Below are 17,708 nucleotides of genomic sequence, written 5' to 3' on the forward strand. Positions count from 1 at the left end.
TTAATGAAAACAAATTCACACACAAACCATTTGCTTTGGCTAACACTAGCCACCATTTTTATCAGTACCTCCGGTGCTTTGGGTAAGTATATCAGCATGCCTACTCCGGTGATTATTTGGTGGCGTTCAGTTTTAGCCGCTATAGCCTTATTGGTATTCTGTCTGTACAAAGGTATCAGCTTAAAAATTCATACACGTAAGGATCGTTGGACTTTCATTTTAGCTTCCATTCTTATGGGAGCCCACTGGATAACGTATTTCTATGCCCTGAAGCTATCCAATGTAGCCTTGGGGATGTTATCGCTTTTTACCTTTCCGGTCATAACGGCCATGCTTGAACCCTTGTTTTCAAAAGTCAAGTTTGATCCTATGCATATCCTCTTAGGCGGATTAGTCTTATTAGGCATCTATATTTTAGCGCCTGAATTCGACTTGAAAAGCAGTCAGTTACAAGGCATTCTTTTGGGATTATTATCGGCATTATGTTATTCGTTGCGCATATTAATACTGAAAGGACATGTAGCGACCTATAATGGGACCATGTTGATGTTTTATCAAGTCGCTGTATTAGCAATGCTATTAGTTCCTACCCTATTTATGAAAGGGGCTGCAAATATTAGCACGCAGTATCCTTATGTGATTCTTTTAGCGGTATTAACTACTGCTATTGGCCATACCTTATTTGTAAACAGTCTTAAATATTTTAGAGCCAGTACGGCAAGTATCATAGGGAGTAGCCAACCCATATTCGGAATCATTATTGCTTACTTTTTCTTGAATGAAATCCCAACAATACATACATTTGTTGGTGGATCACTTATACTGATAACCGTACTTATTGAAAGCATTCGGTCAAAAAACAAATAATGGCGTAATTATTGAGGCTAAACAACGGATTACTATTGGTAATAAAATAGTACACAACACCCCTAGAGGGGACTTTAGGGGTGTAAATACAAACTAATTATGAGAAAACTAATCTTAATAATCTTTTTAATTCCATTTTTCATAACAGGCCAAAGCGTAAAAGGCATGTTTTCTCCTGCAAAAGATTTTACACATGCGTTTTTATACCAAGCCACGCCAGAAGGTGCCAACTATGTTAATCATGGAAAATTAGATAGTGAAGGTCGTTTTGAAATCCCCATAGATTCAACAGCCCCTCCAGGCATTTATAAAATCGTTTATGCGATACCACCAGAGGAAAATAATTTTGATTTTATCTATGATGGCAAGGAAACCGTAGCGTTCAATTTTAGCTACGAAAAAGGGGTAGAGTTTACGGAATCTGAGGAAAATAAACTGTGGAATTCTTATTTAAACAGTATGGATATGGTCAACCAGACCATAAGCAATTACTATTCAAAAGGCGGTACGGATATAGAAGGATTCAGTTCTATTTTCAAGGTTGCTAAAGACACGCAATTGGCCTATGAGGCATCTGCTAATGGCAAATTAGTTTCCGCATTTATAACCGCCAACAAACCCTATATTCCGACTCAATATGAAGATTTAAGCACCTATACCAATAATTTAAAACAACATTTTTTTAAGGAAATAGACTTTGGCAATTATGTCCTTCAAAGTTCGTCATTCTTGATAGATCGCGTGACAGCTTATGTCTTTAATATGGTTGCAAATCCAACAGATGCTACTTATAAGGGTCTCATTGATGATGTCGCAGGTGCTATTAGTAATGACAACCTCGTAATAAAAACCTATCTCCTCGAAGTATTGTGGCAACGTTTTGTGAGCGCAGACAATCATGACGTCGCCAATTATATCGCAGATCAACATCTTATGGCACTGGCAAAACAAACGGACAATAAGGTTCTCGCAGAGACCATTAGTTCTTACAAGAGCACGTCTGTTGGCACCAAAGCTCCAAATTTTGAAATTGCATCTTCAGAGCGCACCACGAGTTTACATGAGCTCAAAGGCTCCGAATACTACTTGCTTATTTTTTGGAGTAGTGGATGTAGCCATTGCTTAAATGAGCTTCCAAAAATAAAACAACTGGTGGCCAACAAACCAAATATAAAAGTGGTGGCTTTTGGTTTAGAAAATGAACCAAGCGATTGGACCCAAGAAATCAAAAAATATCCGGAGTTTATCCATACCATCGGTTTGGGCAAATGGGACAATCCAATTGTAAAAACCTATGGCATTACCGCAACACCGATGTACTTTTTATTAAACAGCGCGAAGGTTATTATGGCTAAGCCTTATGAGTATAAAGATGCAGAGGCGGCTTTAAAAGATTTGTAAGAAAAACGCCCAGTCAACAAGTATCGACTGAGCGTTTTGAAACTAAATAACCAACCAAAATTTAGTTTCCTATGTTTCTTTTACTTTCCCTAGGATTATCAACCTTAGGTGTTTTTTGCTTACGCTTTTTAGGCATGCTTCTCTTTTCAGTAATTCTACCTTGCGTATCGGAACTTCTATAATAGGCGATATAACCTCGACCTTCAAATTCATAAACGGTTCCCGATGCCGCGTGGAACAGCTCTATAGTTCCGTCATTAATAACGCTAAGCTCAAAGAATTCATTGTCGAAGAAATCATAATCTAACGTTAAAGTTTTGAGATACATATTTCCGGACACATCACCTACTCCATAAACCCCCGTATAGTCCCAAAAAATGGTATTAGGGTCATTCACATTTATATCTTGTGAGCTTCTAAAGGTCGAATCGTTACCCCCAGATAAAAACTGCAAGTAGTTTTCATTATCAAACTCGTTTAAAACTCCGAAATCACTGGTATATACTTTTTCCCAGGCTTCGTATTCTTGTAAGAAATAATGGATATTGTCATAGAACACAAAATCATAATCAAAAGTTGATCTTTGGTAACCATCCAAAAAGTAAGAGGTATCATTAAATGGGTTATATAACTCTATGGTATTATTATCGATTTGATAGACATCAAAAGTGTTGTAGCCATCGATAACATGATCGACGTCCAATATCATATCGTAGGCATTGTAAGTGCCTATCTGCACACCAAAACCATTACCTTGGCTACCAATACCAACCAAGTTATTATTAGCAAATAAACGGCCATTATCAAAGCTTAAGGTAAATGCAATTTCCATATAGGGTGTTTCGCCAAACCCCTGTGTCGCATTAATATCGACATACCACAATTCGTAAGACTGCAATAACTGATTTAATGAAATTGCAGGACCATTATCGTTAATAATAATCTCCTCAGTATAACAAGAAGTTAATAGTGTCGCACATAGCGCAAATCCGAATAGTAATCTTAATGTCTTCATAATTCAACGGTTTTTAGGGTTCCTATAAACCTAATTTCAAAACGCGTGCCAAATTCAAAAATGATGCCTATATCCGTATGACTAAAGCATTTATATTTTATGTATTTTTGGAACACTAAATTGATAGATACTCCATGAGTGATTCCAAAAAATATGCTGTGTTTGGCGCGGGCAGTTGGGCCACAGCTATTGTAAAAATGCTTTGCGAAAACTTGGACGAGGTTGGATGGTATATGCGCAGCGTTTACACCAAAGAACATTTATTAAAAGAGCAACACAATCCCAGTTATTTAAGCTCCGTAGAGTTTCATATTGACCAACTGCGGTTAAGCAACGACATCAACGACATTGCAGATTGGGCCGATTATCTCATTTTTGCAATTCCATCGGCTTTTATGCAATCTGAACTTAACAAGTTAACAGTTAATATTAGTGAAAAAGTAGTGATCTCCGCCGTTAAAGGCATCATTCCAGAATCGGGTTTGTTGGTGGGCGAGCATTTCCATGATATCTACAACATTCCTTTCGAAAATATTGCCGTGATTGCTGGGCCATGCCATGCCGAGGAAGTGGCTTTGGAACGTTTATCCTATTTAACGATTTCTTGTGCTGATGCAGAAAAAGCACAGGCCATTGCAGATCAGTTATCGAGCGCTTATATTAAAACCAAAATCAGTGATGATATTATTGGTGTTGAATATGCCGTAATGTTGAAAAACATTTACGCGATTGCAGCTGGTATTGCACACGGCTTGGGTTATGGTGATAATTTTCAGAGCGTCTTGATGAGTAATGCGATACGGGAAATGAAGCGTTTCATCAAAAAAATGCACAAGATGAAGCGTAACATAAACAATTCAGCCTACTTAGGCGATTTATTGGTTACAGGGTATTCTGTGTTTTCCCGCAATAGAATGTTTGGTAACATGATCGGTAAAGGATATACCGTAAAATCCGCACAATTGGAAATGAATATGATTGCCGAAGGCTATTATGCCACCAAGAGTGCCAAATTGCTCAATCAGAAAAATGTTAAAAAAACACAATTACCAATCATCAATGCCGTGTATGCCATTCTTTATGAGAATAAAAACCCGAAAAAGGTCTTTAAAAAATTGACGGAGAAGTTGGATTAAGGCATATAATAATTACAGCGTTCTGTCATTGCGAGGAATGAGGAACGAATGACGTGGCAATCTCATTTAAAAACGAAAAACAAACCTTTTAAAGATTGCCACATCACGCAAAAAAGCGTGATTCGCAATGACATCTCAATTACTTCACCAAAACCCCTTTCAGATTCATCAAAGGTACCGTCTGCAAAGCATTTACATTAATCGTATTTTTACGAAACAGATAGGTCTTGTCGAACATTTGATTTCCCTCAAAAAAAGTCACTTTAAACGTATTATTGAGTGCCAATACCTGCTCTTGTAAATATTCAATCTTGGCATAACTTCGAGCAGGCAATTGGGCAATAGTATGCCGCATTGGAGGTGTTATTTTATCTTCTGATGTTCCCTGAGATACAATTAGTACCGTATCTAAATCGGTATCACTATTATTAATAATATAGGCATTCCAATCCAGCGTTTTATACTCAAGGTGCTCTTCTTGCACTACAGCGATATACACATCTTTAACTTGTGGGATATTTATGTCTTTTTTCATTTTATGCTGTTCCGATAACCACCGAAATTAGATATAATACTAAAATAGATTGGTCACTTAGAGAACCTCAGCTACCAAAGTAGAACTCTTATTTGATGCCTGAGGCTCACGAAGGCATCATAATTCTTTTTGTTAATTATAAATTAAAAGCAAAAATATAAAAAGTGAATTCCTTAATTTAGAATCTCACCAATAAAGCTATAGACCATGAAACTCAAACTCCTTTTTGTTGCGCTTTTATACTGCGCCATAGGCCTCGGCCAAACCAATGAAAAAATTACGACGTTGGAAACAGTCGAAGTTTTAAACAATAATGAAGAAGAAGCCCTTTACTATTTTCAAAACAACTGGAAAAAACTGAGAGAAAAAGCGGTTGAAAAAGGTTATATAGACTCCTATCAACTATTAAAAACAACCTATAGTGATGAGACTCCTTTTCATGTGTTATTGGTAACTACATTTGCTAATGAAAGTCAATTTGAGAATAGAGAAACGCACTTCCAAGAACTCATAAAAGCTAGTGGGGGCTTAAAGCTTATGAATGATAAAAAACCTTCAGAGTTTAGAAAGTCCGTTTTTTCGGTTGTTGGCGCTAAGCATTTGGAATAATCCCCCCCTTTCTTTATAGTGAAATCATGAGATTCCTGCCTACGCAGGAATGACACTAAAGCGCAGATTTAAACTGCTCTAAGAAACGTACGTCATTCTCACTCAACAAACGAATATCGCTAATCTGATTCAATAACATGGCAATACGGTCAATACCCATACCAAAAGCAAAACCTGAATACGCCTTAGAATCAATACCACAGTTTTCTAAGACATTCGGATCTACCATACCACAACCCATAATTTCTAACCAACCGGTCCCTTTGGTAATCTTATAATCGGTTTCGGTCTCTAGCCCCCAATACACATCGACCTCAGCACTAGGCTCAGTAAATGGGAAATAGGATGGACGTAATCTTATCTTGGACTTTCCAAACATTTCAGTTGTAAAATACTGCAAGGTTTGTTTTAAATCTGAAAAGCTCACATCTTTATCGATATACAAGCCTTCTACCTGATGGAAGAAACAATGCGAGCGCGCCGAGATGGCTTCGTTTCTATAAACACGTCCTGGTGAAATGGTACGAATTGGAGGTGTATTGCTTTCCATATAACGCACCTGTACCGAACTGGTATGCGTTCGCAATAAGATATCTGGATTGGTCTGAATAAAGAAGGTATCCTGCATATCTCGAGCAGGATGGTATTCTGGTAAATTCAAAGCCGTAAAGTTATGCCAATCGTCTTCAATCTCAGGTCCTTCACTAACATTAAAGCCAATGCGAGAGAATATATCAATAATCTGATTCTTTACAATAGAAATAGGATGACGTGCTCCCAAGGCAATAGGTTCGCCTGGACGCGATAAATCTCCATAAATCCCTTGCTCTTCGTCTTTGCTTTCGAGTGCTTCCTTTAAGGTATTGACTTTATCTTCGGCCGTTTTCTTAAGCTGATTTATCGTCTGCCCAAACTCTTTCTTTTGCTCATTGGCGACATTTCTAAATTCAGCAAAATACTGCTTTAACAAGCCCTTAGACCCTAAATATTTAATTCGGAAGGCTTCGACATCATCTTTAGTCTCTGCGCTAAAGGCTTCTGCTTCAGCGATGAGTTCTTTTAACTTATCAATCATGTTCTCCAATATTGAAGTCGCAAATTTAGTTTTTTTTAATGATTATTAGTCTTTGAGTCAGGTCGAAACTAGTCTATATATTCAGTTTCTACAAAATAGTTAACAATGGCTTCCTTCATTAACACGCTTTGTTCTCCTGCTCTCAAAAATGGCAACTGCTCCTTCACCTTATAATGTGGCCAACCGTCTTCATCTACATAATCGAATTCATAAAAGCCATAAGGTTCTAAAAGCTTACAGATGGCGATGTGCATTAAATCGAGCTTATGGTCCTTTTTATAATCGCGATGTATTTGCCCAAGTTCTTGTACTCCGATAAGGTAGATAATAGAATCTAGTTCTAAGGTATCCCCATCAGCAAATTGCTTAGAGAGCTTCTCAACAACGAGGTCCCAACGCTCTTTTAACTGTTCATCTCTTGCCATGATATATCATCAATGAAAGGACAAAGTTAAAACTTTTAGAATTGCCATTGCAAGCCAATAGTTATAAATTGATTTCTATAGTCTCTAAATGATCTGGCTTCTATATTGGTATTATTTGTAGTTCTTATTCTGCTGTAAAGTGTCCCTACTAAACGCAATCTATCAGTGAGTTGCTGCTCTGCATTCAATCTAAAATTGACATAGTCGTACCTCACATTTTCACCAATAGTTCCTTCATTGTCCTGTGCCTCAATATCTGTATAGTTTCTAATAATATATGAAGTATTCGCATAGATTTTTGTGCCTTTATTTTTATAGCGCATGGTCAATTCGGGCCCAAATTGATTAAATCCTGATCGCTGAATCAAATTATCGATGCGCTGATAGAATTGAAAGCTCGCTTCTATATCTAGTTGCTTTGATATTGGATATTCATAGAACGGTGCGATTTTGATATAAGACCAGTCGCGTTCGCCCTCCGAGTCGATATCCGAAGCATTAAACGTATCGTACAAACGCTTTTTAAAATAAGCCTCTATTCCGTATTTATGTTTTAGTCTATTGACCCGAAATTCCTGTTCGGTAGTCAGTTCTACGCCAAATTCGTCGAATTCCAAATCTCTGGTTCCAAAAGCGTCAAAGTCTCTAAAATTGTAAAAAAGCTCAACCGTAGTCTGATTCTTTTTAAATGGTGAAAATTCCAAACCTGTACTGGCTCCATAATTGGTGAACCCCAGTGGATTTACCAATACATCCTGAGCACCATCTAAGCCTTCACGATCCATGCGTCTAAAATTTACTTCAGCTAAAAAACGTGTGGTTCTAGTAATGTCATAGTCGTATTTAGCAAAAGTTGAAATGGACCAGTAGGAATCATCTACATTTTCATAAAAAATTCTCGCATTGGGGTTTACAGAAAATCGCAATCGATTCTTCTTCCATTTATAGCTGTAATCAAAATCGAGGTCTATGTCCTGCAGTAGACTGCTGGCTATTAAATTATCCGCGTTAAAGAACTGGCCATCGATTTGCACTTGCTTTGGACTTTTAAAGTAATTATGCTCATAACCGCCTTGGGTTTCTACCGTTAATTTTGTTTTAGATTGCGCATGTATACTGAACGCAAAGGCCATCGTTATGAAGGTTATAATGATTTTATCCATGATAAATTTTAAGAGTTAATTAAAAAATGAGAGAAAGTCGCTGAACTATTCTTTATAGTGTTGTTTAATGGCTTCTGCCATACCTATTTTATTGACCAACTGAATACCCAACCCCGGCCGTACATTGACTTCCATAATTTGGGGACCTTTAGCTGCATCGATCACTAAATCGATTCCCAAATAGTCTAAGGGAAACGCTTTAGCCGTATCAATGGCTAGCTGGTAGAGCTCTTTCCAGTAAGGAATGGGTTTGCCATTAATCGGCTCGGGATTATCTGGATGACAGTCCAAATAGTTTTTACCATCATAGGTTTGTGTTAATACCCCTTTAACCATATCTACCCCAATGCCCACCCCTTTTTGATGAAGGTTGGCTTTGCCATTAGATTTGGACGTCGGCATGCGTAACATCCCAATGATGGGCTGTGCTTTTAATGTAATAATTCTAAAATCTGGCACCCCATCTCCATAAATTTCCGCAAAGAATGGATGTGGTACAATACATTCTTCAATGAGGCAACTATCCTGAGAATTCATAGAATAAAATCCAGAGACAATACTGGTGATATGATGTGTTATTTTTGCTTCCGAAATGAGCTTCCCTCCATTTTTCCATTGTCCTGTGCTATCCTTTCTCAGAATTAATATGCCACCACCACCAGAACCATTGGCTGGTTTAACGGCCATGGACTCATACGCCTTGCAATGCGCCCATTTTCGTTTCACATCACTTATTCTATCGATGACCGCGTATGTTTTTGCTGTTGCTATATTATTACTATGCAGAATAGATTTAGCCTTAACTTTATCGTCTGCCCATTGATAGTCTTTACGTTGGTTATTGGGATAGATCAATTCAATGTTTCTCTGATTCAATCCCATCACACCATTTTTGTTTTTTAGCTTTAAAAAATTGCGAAACATTATGATATTGTTTTAAGGTTAAGTATAGGATTAAAGCGTATTAACTCCGACCAGCGTAAGCCCACATAGCGCCCTAAAAACATCGATAATACCACGATGATGAGTAAAATTTCAGGAAATATGATAAGGGCTGACGCCAATATATTACTCGATAATAACAGGTAACAAACGCTAACAGCGATTAAGGTTTGAAATAGCATATTGGTCGCTTTTCCAAATCCATCTTCGAGAATAAAAGTTGAAAATCGCTCGGCCGAAATCGTTAAAATAATTATTGGGAAAAAGCTCAAGGAGCCTAACCAAATATTATTTGTAATCACTCCAACGTAAGACCCAGTAATAATAATGACCACCATCAAGGTCAACGAAATGACCAGTTTTGGTGTGTGCAATAAGCCTAATTTAGAAAAAGGCTGAGAGATTAAACCTATAAAGAAGATTAGAAATAAAAAGATACTTATGCCGAGCATAAAACCCGTTTTTAACAATGAAAAAGCAATGAGAACCGGTAAGAAGACCCCAAAGGTTTTTAACCCAACAACATTCCGCAACAAAGCGACAATAAATCCCCCTAAGGGCAATAATAGTAGAAGAATTAAAGACTTAGCAGATAATATACCTTGATCCAACAAACGCAACAGGGAAAACGGAATCATAGCGCTAATCTCTTTGCTACTGGCATCAATAAAAGGCACATTGATCTGTTGTTTTACTTCATAGTTATAATCAAAACTTATATCCGTCGAATGTGTCAGTAAAAATTCGTCATTTTCATAAAGTTCCAAATAGTTGGCTGGTATATACGCAAAATGATTGTTTACTGTATCAAAAGGAATCCATTGGTCGTTGATATAAATTTCTACCCAAGCATGAGATTGTCTTGTATTGGCCGTATTTAGGATCATTCCCCCTTTTAATCGCGCGGCATAACCCAAATGCCTAGACAACGCGACCAGCAATCTACTCTTTCCATTGCATGAGGCCATATTTTGCTCCAATGCACTAAGGGCGTCTGTTAATGTAATAATGGGTTCGTTGGGAATTTGATGAACATAATCAAAAAGCGCCGTTATAACCTTTTTATCACTTGACTTTTTCTCCGCTATTGAGTTTGCAAGGGCTGCAATTTTTGGATGATCTTTTTGAATGTATTCCGTGCTTTCAAAATAACGCTGGTCTACAGTTGAATGACTCCGAAACTTTTCAGGTAATGAAAATGATTTAGATTTCCCTTGAAACTCAAAACTGTAATCAATTTTTGTATAGGCATTTGGCGTTGTGACTTTCCAAAGTCCTCTTAGGTTATTGCCCTCGGCTTTTTTATTGAATACCACATCAGTTTCCAATTTGTTTTGCTCTGAAGTGATGCGTTGTCTATCGGAATTTTTGGGCAAAAAAGATTTTACTTTGGCAAGTTCATCATTGGTTCTCAAAAAATATTGATAGTTTACAGTAAAGCGTTCTTCCGGGTAAAAGTCTCCGATTTTATCTGATATCGCTACTATTTTATAGACTAATAGTATGATGGCGACCATGAGCAAAGACCCAAAAATAATTCTGAAGTGGTTAAGTGAATTCATAGGTATTATTGTTTAATTTTGTTTGGTAAACAGGTTTAAACAAAAACACCCTACCCCCATTTAAAAAAATTTCTAAATGAATAATACGCCTTCTGTATGTGATGAACATATTTACAAAAAGGTATTCGACGACTACGCTGAAGAACTTAGAAATTATTTGTATTACAGATCTGGCGATATGGAACAAGCGGAAGACTTGGTTCAAGATGCATTTATTAAACTCTGGCAAAACTGCAAAAAAGTGCTTCTTAATAAAGCCAGAGGTTATTTATACGCCATCACAAAAAATGCATTTTATAATGAAGCGGCACATAAAAAAGTGGTTCTTAAATATGCCAAATCACCCCAAAAAACTGCTGATGTCGAAACACCACAGTTTAAAATGGAAGAGACCGAATTTATGGCTAAGCTAGAAAATGCCATTAATACTCTATCTGCTGGTGAACGTGAAGTGTTTTTAATGAATAGAATTGAAAAAAAGACCTATAAGGAAATGGCAGAGCATTTAGGAGTTTCGCAAAAAGCGATTGAAAAACGAATGCATAAAGCCCTAGTAAAACTGAGAAAAACCATAAAAAATATTTAGAGGGTAGGGTAAATTTCAATAAGCCTGTTATCCAACTGAATGGGGCAAAATTATGTTTGAAGAAAGAGACGATACAATATTAGCAAGATGGTTAGCCGATGCGCTTAGCCCTGAGGAATTAGAGGCGTTTGAAAAAACGGATGAGTTCTCGGAGTACCAAGCCATTGCTGATGCTAGTCGTCGATTTCAAAAACCAGACTATAATAAGGATGCACTCTTTAGTAAGATTACTCAAGCTAGAGAAACCACTCAAAAGACGAAAGTTATTAGGCTAAAACCAATACTGTACAGCTTAGGGGTAGCCTGTTCTATTCTGATTCTTTTAGGCCTATTTTTTAGTTCCAAAACCTATTCAACAGGTTTCGGTCAACAACTTGTTATCAACTTACCTGATGGCTCTAAAGTAAATCTTAATGCAAATTCCTCATTAGAACACAGCCGTTTTTTCTGGACAAAAAACAGAACTGTGGACTTAGAGGGCGAAGCCTTTTTTGATGTAGAAAAAGGGCAGACATTTAGTGTCATCACCGAATCGGGAACGGTGTCGGTTTTAGGTACAGAATTTAATGTTAGAGCTAGAGAAAAGAGTTTTGGACTTCAATGTTTTGAAGGCAAAGTGAAATTTGAAGATGCCAAAGCCAACAATGCGATTCTTACCGCTGGGGATGCTATCATTATCGTTAACGGTAACATAGAAAAGTATGAGGTTTCTACAGCAAAACCACTTTGGTTAGATGGGGTAAGCAGTTTTAACAATCAAACCCTTAAGACTGTTATCGATGAACTAAGTTCCCAATATAATATTCGTATTAAAAATAAAAATGTAGATTTAAGCCAACGATTTACGGGTAGTTTTGTGCATAACGATATTGAGACAGCATTAAAAACAGTACTCGTTCCTATGGATATTAAATATACCCTTCAAAATTCTGTTTTAGAACTAAGCGAAAAATAGCATTAATTTAATGAGATTGAATCTTGTCATATTTTTTCTGCTTTTAACCTTAAGCGGATTTTCTCAAAATACATTAGATGTTGACTACAGCAATACTTCACTTAAGCTTGTCATATCGGATATTGAATCTAAAACGCAATTGCTCTTCTCATACAAGGAGATAGTCATTGCAGACAAAAAAGTAAACTTAAAAGCTAGTGAAATCTCCTTAGAGAATCTATTAAAGCGTATCGGGGAACAATGCAACGTTAGATTTCAATATGTATCGGAAAAGCAGATTATCATTAAGTCCATAGATACACAAATTACCATTTGTGGTTACATATTTGATGCCTCTACAAATACGCCACTATCTTATGCAGATATTATCATTCTAGGTAAACCCAAAATTACAGTCAGTGATAACAACGGCTATTTTGAGATCAACGATGTATCAACAACAGATATCGTCCGCATTCAATATCTAGGCTATAGCACGCTAGAATATCAAGCTAAAACACTTATAAATACTAGCTGTAAAAATGTGTTTTTGAGCGAAGATTCTGAGCTTTTAAATGACGTCATAATTAATGCCTATATTACTTCGGGACTTGATAAGTCAAATGATGGCTCCACGACAATAACCAATAGTGAAATAGGCGTTTTACCTGGGCAATCCGAGCAGGATGTTTTTCAGAGTCTAGCCACGATTCCAGGTATTACTAGTCTCAACGAAAGTGTAAGTGATATTCAAATCAGGGGAGGTAATAAAGACCAAAATCTTATTTTATTCGACGACATAAAACTCTATAATACTGGTCATTTTTTTGGAATGCTATCTGCGATAAACCCTCATATTATTGAAAGTACAAAAGTATATAAAGGTGGGGCGAGTCCAGAATATGGGGATCGTATTTCGGGTATTATAGACTTGTCTACGGCAAGAGCCATACCTGATTCTACACAATTTGGTTTTGGAGTTAATGGCACCCATTTAGATGGTTTTATTAAAGCGCCTCTTAGCGACAAAGTAAGTGTTTTATTCTCCTTAAGGCGCTCTTATGTTGATGTAGTAACAACGCCTACCTTCGATGCTTTTTCAGAAAAAGTATTTGAAAACACGTCATTGTTTATTGATGAAGATGGCAGTATACAAGATGAAAATGACGAAGGTTCCGAAACGGATTCGGATAATACGTTTTATTTTTTTGATACCAATATGAAGTTGACTTTTCGTCCCTCTTCAAAAGACTACATAGGCATCAGTGGTCTGCTAACCACAAACAATTTGGATTTTTTATCCACCTTTGAAGAAGATAATATTCTCGACCAATTAGATATAGAGAATAGAGGGATTAGTGCGGTTTGGGTTCATAATCATGAAAAACTGTCCTACGCCACAAAAGCCTACTTTTCATCTTTTGAAAGCGCGTATAATAATTCATTTTCGAATGAAGGCATAACGGAGGAACAAAACAATCGTTTAAACAAGGTCGAGGATTTTGGTTTCAGTTTTAATCTCAGTTATAATTTTTCTAAAAAGCATAAAGCCAAAATTGGATATCAGTTTAGTAATAATGATGTGTTTTTTAACTTATCGCGACAAATTACAGATGATGACATAGAGGACGACGAGCGCGATTTCAATTCAACTGCGCAAAACTCTAATACCACACACACCGTCTTCGGGGAATACATTTTTAAACCAAAAGACAATAGCTTTATGAGTTTTGGCCTCAGAACCTCACGATACAGTGTGTTTAATGATTTTTATATAGCACCGCGTCTTAATATCGAATATCCCATTTTTAAATTCCTTCGTTTAAAAGCGACTGCGGAAAGGCGGTATCAGGTGATTAGCGAATTGGTTCAATTTGAGGACACACAGGTCCGATTAGAAAATCAAGTATGGACACTTTCTGGCATTGATGATATCCCACTACTGAGCAGTACTCAATTTTCCGGAGGTGTCATTCTAAATATTGACGATTTTATCGTAGACATAGATGCTTATACTAAACAGATAAAAGGTTTAACGTCGTTTACTAACGGATTTACCAATGCTACTCAGGATTTTTCTGAGGGTGAAAGTGATATTTTCGGTATTGATGTACTGGTAAAAAAGTCCTTTGATCGTCTTAATCTATGGGCCGGCTATACTTTTAATGACATCAATTATACCTTTAATGAAATTCAGAGTACATCCTTTAGAGGAAATAATGACATCACTAATAATTTTAGACTATCTGCAAGTTATGATCTTGAAAAGTGGCAATTCTCTTTGGGCTGGAACTATAGAACAGGAAGCCCTTTTACACCTATAGAGAGTTTTGACACAGATAATGACGACATTAATTTTGGTCCTATTAACAGCCAGAGATTACCCGATTATCACAGATTGGATGCCTCGTTAATTCATAGATTCGAGCTCTCTAAAACTAATAAAGTCAAGGGCATTTTTAGCATATCTTTCCAAAATATATATGCGCGTCAAGTGCCTCTTTCTGTGTTTTACAGAGCGGATACTAATCCATCCACAGATACGGAAGAGCTCAATAGAATTGAACAGCTATCTCTGGGTTTTACGCCAAATGCCACACTAAGAGTCAACTTTTAAACGTTATATTTAAAACCTAACAACTACTAATTCTATGAGCATTATAGACATCATACTGGCAGCCCTTATATTATTTGGATTTATAAGAGGTCTCTTTAAAGGCCTTTTTGTGGAAATTGCCTCACTCTTAGCCTTGGTGTTAGGGGTTTACGGAGCTATTCACTTTAGCTACTTCGCAGCTGATGTATTAGAATCTAAAGTGGATTGGAATGAGAAAACTATTAACATTGTCGCCTTCGCTATTACCTTTGTTATTATTGTTTTGGCCATTAGTTTGGCAGGAAAGGCATTGACCAAACTAGCGGATTTTGCAGCTTTAGGCATGCTAAATAAATTACTCGGTGGCGTTTTTGGAGCCTTAAAAATCGGCTTGATTTTAAGTGTATTACTGATTGTATTTAATAAACTCAACAAAACACTCCCTTTTATGGAAAAAGAGGATCTCGATAAAAGTGCACTATACGAGCCCGTAAAATCATTGGCACCTATGATTTTTCCCAATCTTATAAAAAGCGAGTCCGAAGAGGATATGACTACCGAGGAAGAAGTATAACGCTATAGATTAAAGCATTTCTACTTTTCCTGTATGCAGACTGTATACACCCCCAACGATAGCTATTTCACCATGTGCTTCCATCTCTTCCAAGATTGGGCTTTTCTTTCTGATGCGGTCCATCGTTAGTTTGACATTATTCTCAACAGTTTTCGCCACAAATGCCTTATTAGACGAATTGGCCTCACCTTCAACCTCATCTGCAGATTTTCTAACCGCCGGCATAATATTATCTAACATAGCTGTAATATTTCCCAGTTCCACACCATCGCAGGCCGCTTTCACGGCACCGCAACTTTCGTGTCCCAAAACTAATATCAACTTACTTCCTGCGACATTGCAAGAGTATTCCAAGCTTCCAAGGATATCGGTATTTTCGAAATTACCGGCTACTCTAGCTACAAAAATGTCACCAATGGCTTGGTCTAAAACTGTTTCAACCGGTACGCGAGAATCTATACAGGATAACACCACAGCTTTTGGAAACTGCCCAGTAGTCGTCTGATTGACCAAAGCCGCATTATCTGCCCCTTCAGAACTTCCATTGACAAACCGTTTATTGCCCTCCAATAAATCTTGTAGAACACCACTAGGTGTCATTTTGCTTTGTAGGTCCTTAGTTATTGCTATATTTTTCATTCAAATCGGTTTTAATTATCTTTTCTTTCTAGTTTTCATCTTTCTTCCGCAACTTAAAAAACGCAATAAAGCTCTCTGGGTTTTCAACAATACCACGCTCAGAGAATAGTTTAATATTGATATTACGCTCTTTGGCCTTGAAAGCAAAATCTTCGAGAATTTCTATGATATCATTATCGAGATATCTCGTATTCCTTACATCTAATTCTAGTGTAGAGTCTTCAGGCACGCGATCTAACTCTTTTAAAATAGCTCCTTTGTTAAAAAATGTTACCTCCTCGGCCAGTGTCATCTTAACTTTCCCATCATCAATATCTTCACCTTCTTTATGTAGGAAGTGCGAGTTTTTATAACTTCTATAGAGCACGATAAATATCCCTACCGCAAGCCCTAGACCTATTCCTTTTAATAAATCTAAGAATACAATACCCAAAACCGTTACCATAAAAGGGACAAACTGCATCCAACCCCCATTGTACATGGCTTTAAACGTTGAAGGCTTTGCCAATTTATAGCCTACGATAAATAATACCGCAGCCAATACGGATAGTGGAATATAGTTTAATATTTGAGGTATAGTAATCACTGAAATCAATAGGAAAAACCCATGGATAATAGCACTTGCTTTTGTTTGTCCACCAGATTGAATATTGGCTGAACTACGAACAATAACTTGTGTTATAGGAAGACCACCTATAAAACCAGATACCATATTACCTGTGCCTTGAGCCAATAATTCCCTATTGGTCGGTGTTACTCTTTTATGTGGATCGAGCTTGTCTGTAGCTTCAACACAGAGCAGTGTTTCTAATGACGCCACCAAGGCAATCGTAAAGCCAGTAAGTATCACATCACCTCTAGTAATGACTTCAAAATTAGGGAAGGCCAATAAGGAGGTGAGATCAGATAGACTTTCTGGTACAGGTACAGACACCAAATGTTCTGCACTAAGACTTAAACTAGAATCTCTGGTTAGAAAGAAAAAAACAATCCCTGCAACAACAGCTACAAGCGGACCTTGCACCAATTGAAAGATTTTACCTTTCTTGCTCAGCACATTACTCCATAAAATCAATATTGCCATCGCCACCAGTGCTATAATCGTGGCTCCTTTATCAAAATTACCACTTAGTAAAGCATTTAAAGTTTTTAATAGTTCGGTAAAGGTATTCTCCCCGTCCATTTGCAAAAATGCGAAGTCTCCTTCCGGGTTTTTGTCAATACCAAAGAAATATGGAATTTGCTTTAAGATAATTATAATTCCTATCCCTGTAAGCATACCTTTTATAACCGATGAAGGAAAATAATAACCAATTATGCCTAGCCTAAGCAATCCAAATACAATTTGAATGGCGCCTCCAAGTACTACAGCAACTAGGAAATTTTCCCATCCCCCAAGTGCTGTTATGGCTGTGAGCACTATGGCTGCCAATCCAGCCGCTGGCCCACTTACACCTATTTGAGATCCACTTAGAAACCCGACGACTATACCGCCGACAATTCCGGCAATTAAACCTGAAAATAAAGGGGCGCCACTGGCTAAGGCGATACCTAAACACAACGGTAGGGCCACGAAGAATACAACTATACTAGCTGGTATATCACTTTTTAATGATTTAAACATATTTATATTGTTATAAGCCTAGAAA

General features: G+C 37.2%; 17 protein-coding genes. 8 read left to right on the forward strand and 9 right to left on the reverse strand.

The genetic code is table 11. From position 1 onward, the window contains the following. Positions 1 to 3: 3 nt before the first annotated feature. Positions 4 to 867, forward strand: coding sequence for a DMT family transporter (locus tag ACO052_RS02040; protein WP_422106354.1), 864 nt, complete (start codon positions 4 to 6; stop codon positions 865 to 867). 99 nt (positions 868 to 966) lie between these two features. Continuing rightward, positions 967 to 2,268: a TlpA family protein disulfide reductase gene (locus tag ACO052_RS02045; RefSeq protein ID WP_422106355.1), complete on the forward strand. Its 1,302-nt coding sequence runs from the start codon at positions 967 to 969 to the stop codon at positions 2,266 to 2,268. Between the two features lie 61 nt (positions 2,269 to 2,329). Here the strand turns inward: ACO052_RS02045 and ACO052_RS02050 are convergent, their stop codons facing one another. After that, positions 2,330 to 3,283 (reverse strand): nicotinic acid mononucleotide adenyltransferase, encoded by a 954-nt coding sequence (locus tag ACO052_RS02050; RefSeq protein ID WP_422106356.1) that lies wholly within the window; start codon positions 3,281 to 3,283, stop codon positions 2,330 to 2,332. A 134-nt stretch (positions 3,284 to 3,417) separates the two neighbouring features. Here ACO052_RS02050 and ACO052_RS02055 point away from each other — a divergent pair, with 134 nt between their 5' ends. Then, entirely contained in the window at positions 3,418 to 4,419 is a 1,002-nt protein-coding gene (locus tag ACO052_RS02055; protein ID WP_422106357.1) for an NAD(P)H-dependent glycerol-3-phosphate dehydrogenase, read from the forward strand. A 139-nt stretch (positions 4,420 to 4,558) separates the two neighbouring features. Here the strand turns inward: ACO052_RS02055 and ACO052_RS02060 are convergent, their stop codons facing one another. Next, complete coding sequence (locus tag ACO052_RS02060; protein ID WP_422106358.1) at positions 4,559 to 4,954, reverse strand: hypothetical protein; 396 nt, start codon at positions 4,952 to 4,954, stop codon at positions 4,559 to 4,561. Positions 4,955 to 5,161: 207 nt separating this feature from the next. Between ACO052_RS02060 and ACO052_RS02065 the strand changes: the two genes are divergently transcribed. Beyond that, positions 5,162 to 5,563, forward strand: a complete 402-nt coding sequence (locus ACO052_RS02065) for a hypothetical protein (RefSeq protein ID WP_422106359.1) — start codon at positions 5,162 to 5,164, stop codon at positions 5,561 to 5,563. Between the two features lie 55 nt (positions 5,564 to 5,618). Here ACO052_RS02065 and pheS read toward each other — a convergent pair whose 3' ends face one another. The 5 genes from pheS to ACO052_RS02090 form a co-directional block, all read right to left on the reverse strand. After that, on the reverse strand, positions 5,619 to 6,638 hold the full coding sequence (gene pheS / locus ACO052_RS02070; RefSeq protein WP_422106360.1) for a phenylalanine--tRNA ligase subunit alpha: 1,020 nt from the start codon (positions 6,636 to 6,638) through the stop codon (positions 5,619 to 5,621). Positions 6,639 to 6,706: 68 nt separating this feature from the next. After that, complete coding sequence (locus tag ACO052_RS02075) at positions 6,707 to 7,063, reverse strand: hypothetical protein (protein ID WP_422106361.1); 357 nt, start codon at positions 7,061 to 7,063, stop codon at positions 6,707 to 6,709. A 35-nt stretch (positions 7,064 to 7,098) separates the two neighbouring features. Beyond that, the gene (locus tag ACO052_RS02080; RefSeq protein ID WP_422106362.1) at positions 7,099 to 8,226 is read right to left on the reverse strand and encodes a hypothetical protein; all 1,128 of its coding nucleotides are present in this window, start codon (positions 8,224 to 8,226) and stop codon (positions 7,099 to 7,101) included. 45 nt (positions 8,227 to 8,271) lie between these two features. Continuing rightward, positions 8,272 to 9,150: a sugar-transfer associated ATP-grasp domain-containing protein gene (locus tag ACO052_RS02085; protein WP_422106363.1), complete on the reverse strand. Its 879-nt coding sequence runs from the start codon at positions 9,148 to 9,150 to the stop codon at positions 8,272 to 8,274. Further along, positions 9,150 to 10,730: a 7TM domain-containing protein gene (locus ACO052_RS02090; RefSeq protein ID WP_422106364.1), complete on the reverse strand. Its 1,581-nt coding sequence runs from the start codon at positions 10,728 to 10,730 to the stop codon at positions 9,150 to 9,152. Before ACO052_RS02090 ends, ACO052_RS02085 begins: the two co-directional genes overlap by 1 nt. A 76-nt stretch (positions 10,731 to 10,806) precedes the next feature. Between ACO052_RS02090 and ACO052_RS02095 the strand changes: the two genes are divergently transcribed. Genes ACO052_RS02095 through ACO052_RS02110 form a run of 4 tightly spaced genes read left to right on the forward strand, consistent with a single transcriptional unit; the run spans position 10,807 to position 15,420 of the window. Continuing rightward, positions 10,807 to 11,316: an RNA polymerase sigma factor gene (locus tag ACO052_RS02095; protein WP_422106365.1), complete on the forward strand. Its 510-nt coding sequence runs from the start codon at positions 10,807 to 10,809 to the stop codon at positions 11,314 to 11,316. Positions 11,317 to 11,368: 52 nt separating this feature from the next. Beyond that, positions 11,369 to 12,271, forward strand: coding sequence for a FecR family protein (locus tag ACO052_RS02100; protein WP_422106366.1), 903 nt, complete (start codon positions 11,369 to 11,371; stop codon positions 12,269 to 12,271). 10 nt (positions 12,272 to 12,281) lie between these two features. Beyond that, positions 12,282 to 14,867, forward strand: a complete 2,586-nt coding sequence (locus ACO052_RS02105; protein ID WP_422106367.1) for a TonB-dependent receptor — start codon at positions 12,282 to 12,284, stop codon at positions 14,865 to 14,867. Between the two features lie 34 nt (positions 14,868 to 14,901). Further along, entirely contained in the window at positions 14,902 to 15,420 is a 519-nt protein-coding gene (locus ACO052_RS02110) for a CvpA family protein (RefSeq protein WP_422106368.1), read from the forward strand. 9 nt (positions 15,421 to 15,429) lie between these two features. Here ACO052_RS02110 and ACO052_RS02115 read toward each other — a convergent pair whose 3' ends face one another. Further along, positions 15,430 to 16,059, reverse strand: a complete 630-nt coding sequence (locus ACO052_RS02115) for a carbonic anhydrase family protein (RefSeq protein ID WP_422106369.1) — start codon at positions 16,057 to 16,059, stop codon at positions 15,430 to 15,432. Positions 16,060 to 16,087: 28 nt separating this feature from the next. Beyond that, positions 16,088 to 17,683: a SulP family inorganic anion transporter gene (locus ACO052_RS02120; protein ID WP_422106370.1), complete on the reverse strand. Its 1,596-nt coding sequence runs from the start codon at positions 17,681 to 17,683 to the stop codon at positions 16,088 to 16,090. Positions 17,684 to 17,708 lie beyond the last annotated feature (25 nt).

The organism is Winogradskyella sp., from assembly GCF_965228925.1.
Taxonomy (GTDB): domain Bacteria; phylum Bacteroidota; class Bacteroidia; order Flavobacteriales; family Flavobacteriaceae; genus Winogradskyella.

Coding starts and splice junctions, on each gene's coding strand:
- ACO052_RS02040 (WP_422106354.1), top strand. CDS start 4: ATGAAAACAAATTCACACACAAACCATTTGCTTTGGCTAACACTAGCC.
- ACO052_RS02045 (WP_422106355.1), top strand. CDS start 967: ATGAGAAAACTAATCTTAATAATCTTTTTAATTCCATTTTTCATAACA.
- ACO052_RS02050 (WP_422106356.1), bottom strand. CDS start 3,283: ATGAAGACATTAAGATTACTATTCGGATTTGCGCTATGTGCGACACTA.
- ACO052_RS02055 (WP_422106357.1), top strand. CDS start 3,418: ATGAGTGATTCCAAAAAATATGCTGTGTTTGGCGCGGGCAGTTGGGCC.
- ACO052_RS02060 (WP_422106358.1), bottom strand. CDS start 4,954: ATGAAAAAAGACATAAATATCCCACAAGTTAAAGATGTGTATATCGCT.
- ACO052_RS02065 (WP_422106359.1), top strand. CDS start 5,162: ATGAAACTCAAACTCCTTTTTGTTGCGCTTTTATACTGCGCCATAGGC.
- pheS (WP_422106360.1), bottom strand. CDS start 6,638: ATGATTGATAAGTTAAAAGAACTCATCGCTGAAGCAGAAGCCTTTAGC.
- ACO052_RS02075 (WP_422106361.1), bottom strand. CDS start 7,063: ATGGCAAGAGATGAACAGTTAAAAGAGCGTTGGGACCTCGTTGTTGAG.
- ACO052_RS02080 (WP_422106362.1), bottom strand. CDS start 8,226: ATGGATAAAATCATTATAACCTTCATAACGATGGCCTTTGCGTTCAGT.
- ACO052_RS02085 (WP_422106363.1), bottom strand. CDS start 9,150: ATGTTTCGCAATTTTTTAAAGCTAAAAAACAAAAATGGTGTGATGGGA.
- ACO052_RS02090 (WP_422106364.1), bottom strand. CDS start 10,730: ATGAATTCACTTAACCACTTCAGAATTATTTTTGGGTCTTTGCTCATG.
- ACO052_RS02095 (WP_422106365.1), top strand. CDS start 10,807: ATGAATAATACGCCTTCTGTATGTGATGAACATATTTACAAAAAGGTA.
- ACO052_RS02100 (WP_422106366.1), top strand. CDS start 11,369: ATGTTTGAAGAAAGAGACGATACAATATTAGCAAGATGGTTAGCCGAT.
- ACO052_RS02105 (WP_422106367.1), top strand. CDS start 12,282: ATGAGATTGAATCTTGTCATATTTTTTCTGCTTTTAACCTTAAGCGGA.
- ACO052_RS02110 (WP_422106368.1), top strand. CDS start 14,902: ATGAGCATTATAGACATCATACTGGCAGCCCTTATATTATTTGGATTT.
- ACO052_RS02115 (WP_422106369.1), bottom strand. CDS start 16,059: ATGAAAAATATAGCAATAACTAAGGACCTACAAAGCAAAATGACACCT.
- ACO052_RS02120 (WP_422106370.1), bottom strand. CDS start 17,683: ATGTTTAAATCATTAAAAAGTGATATACCAGCTAGTATAGTTGTATTC.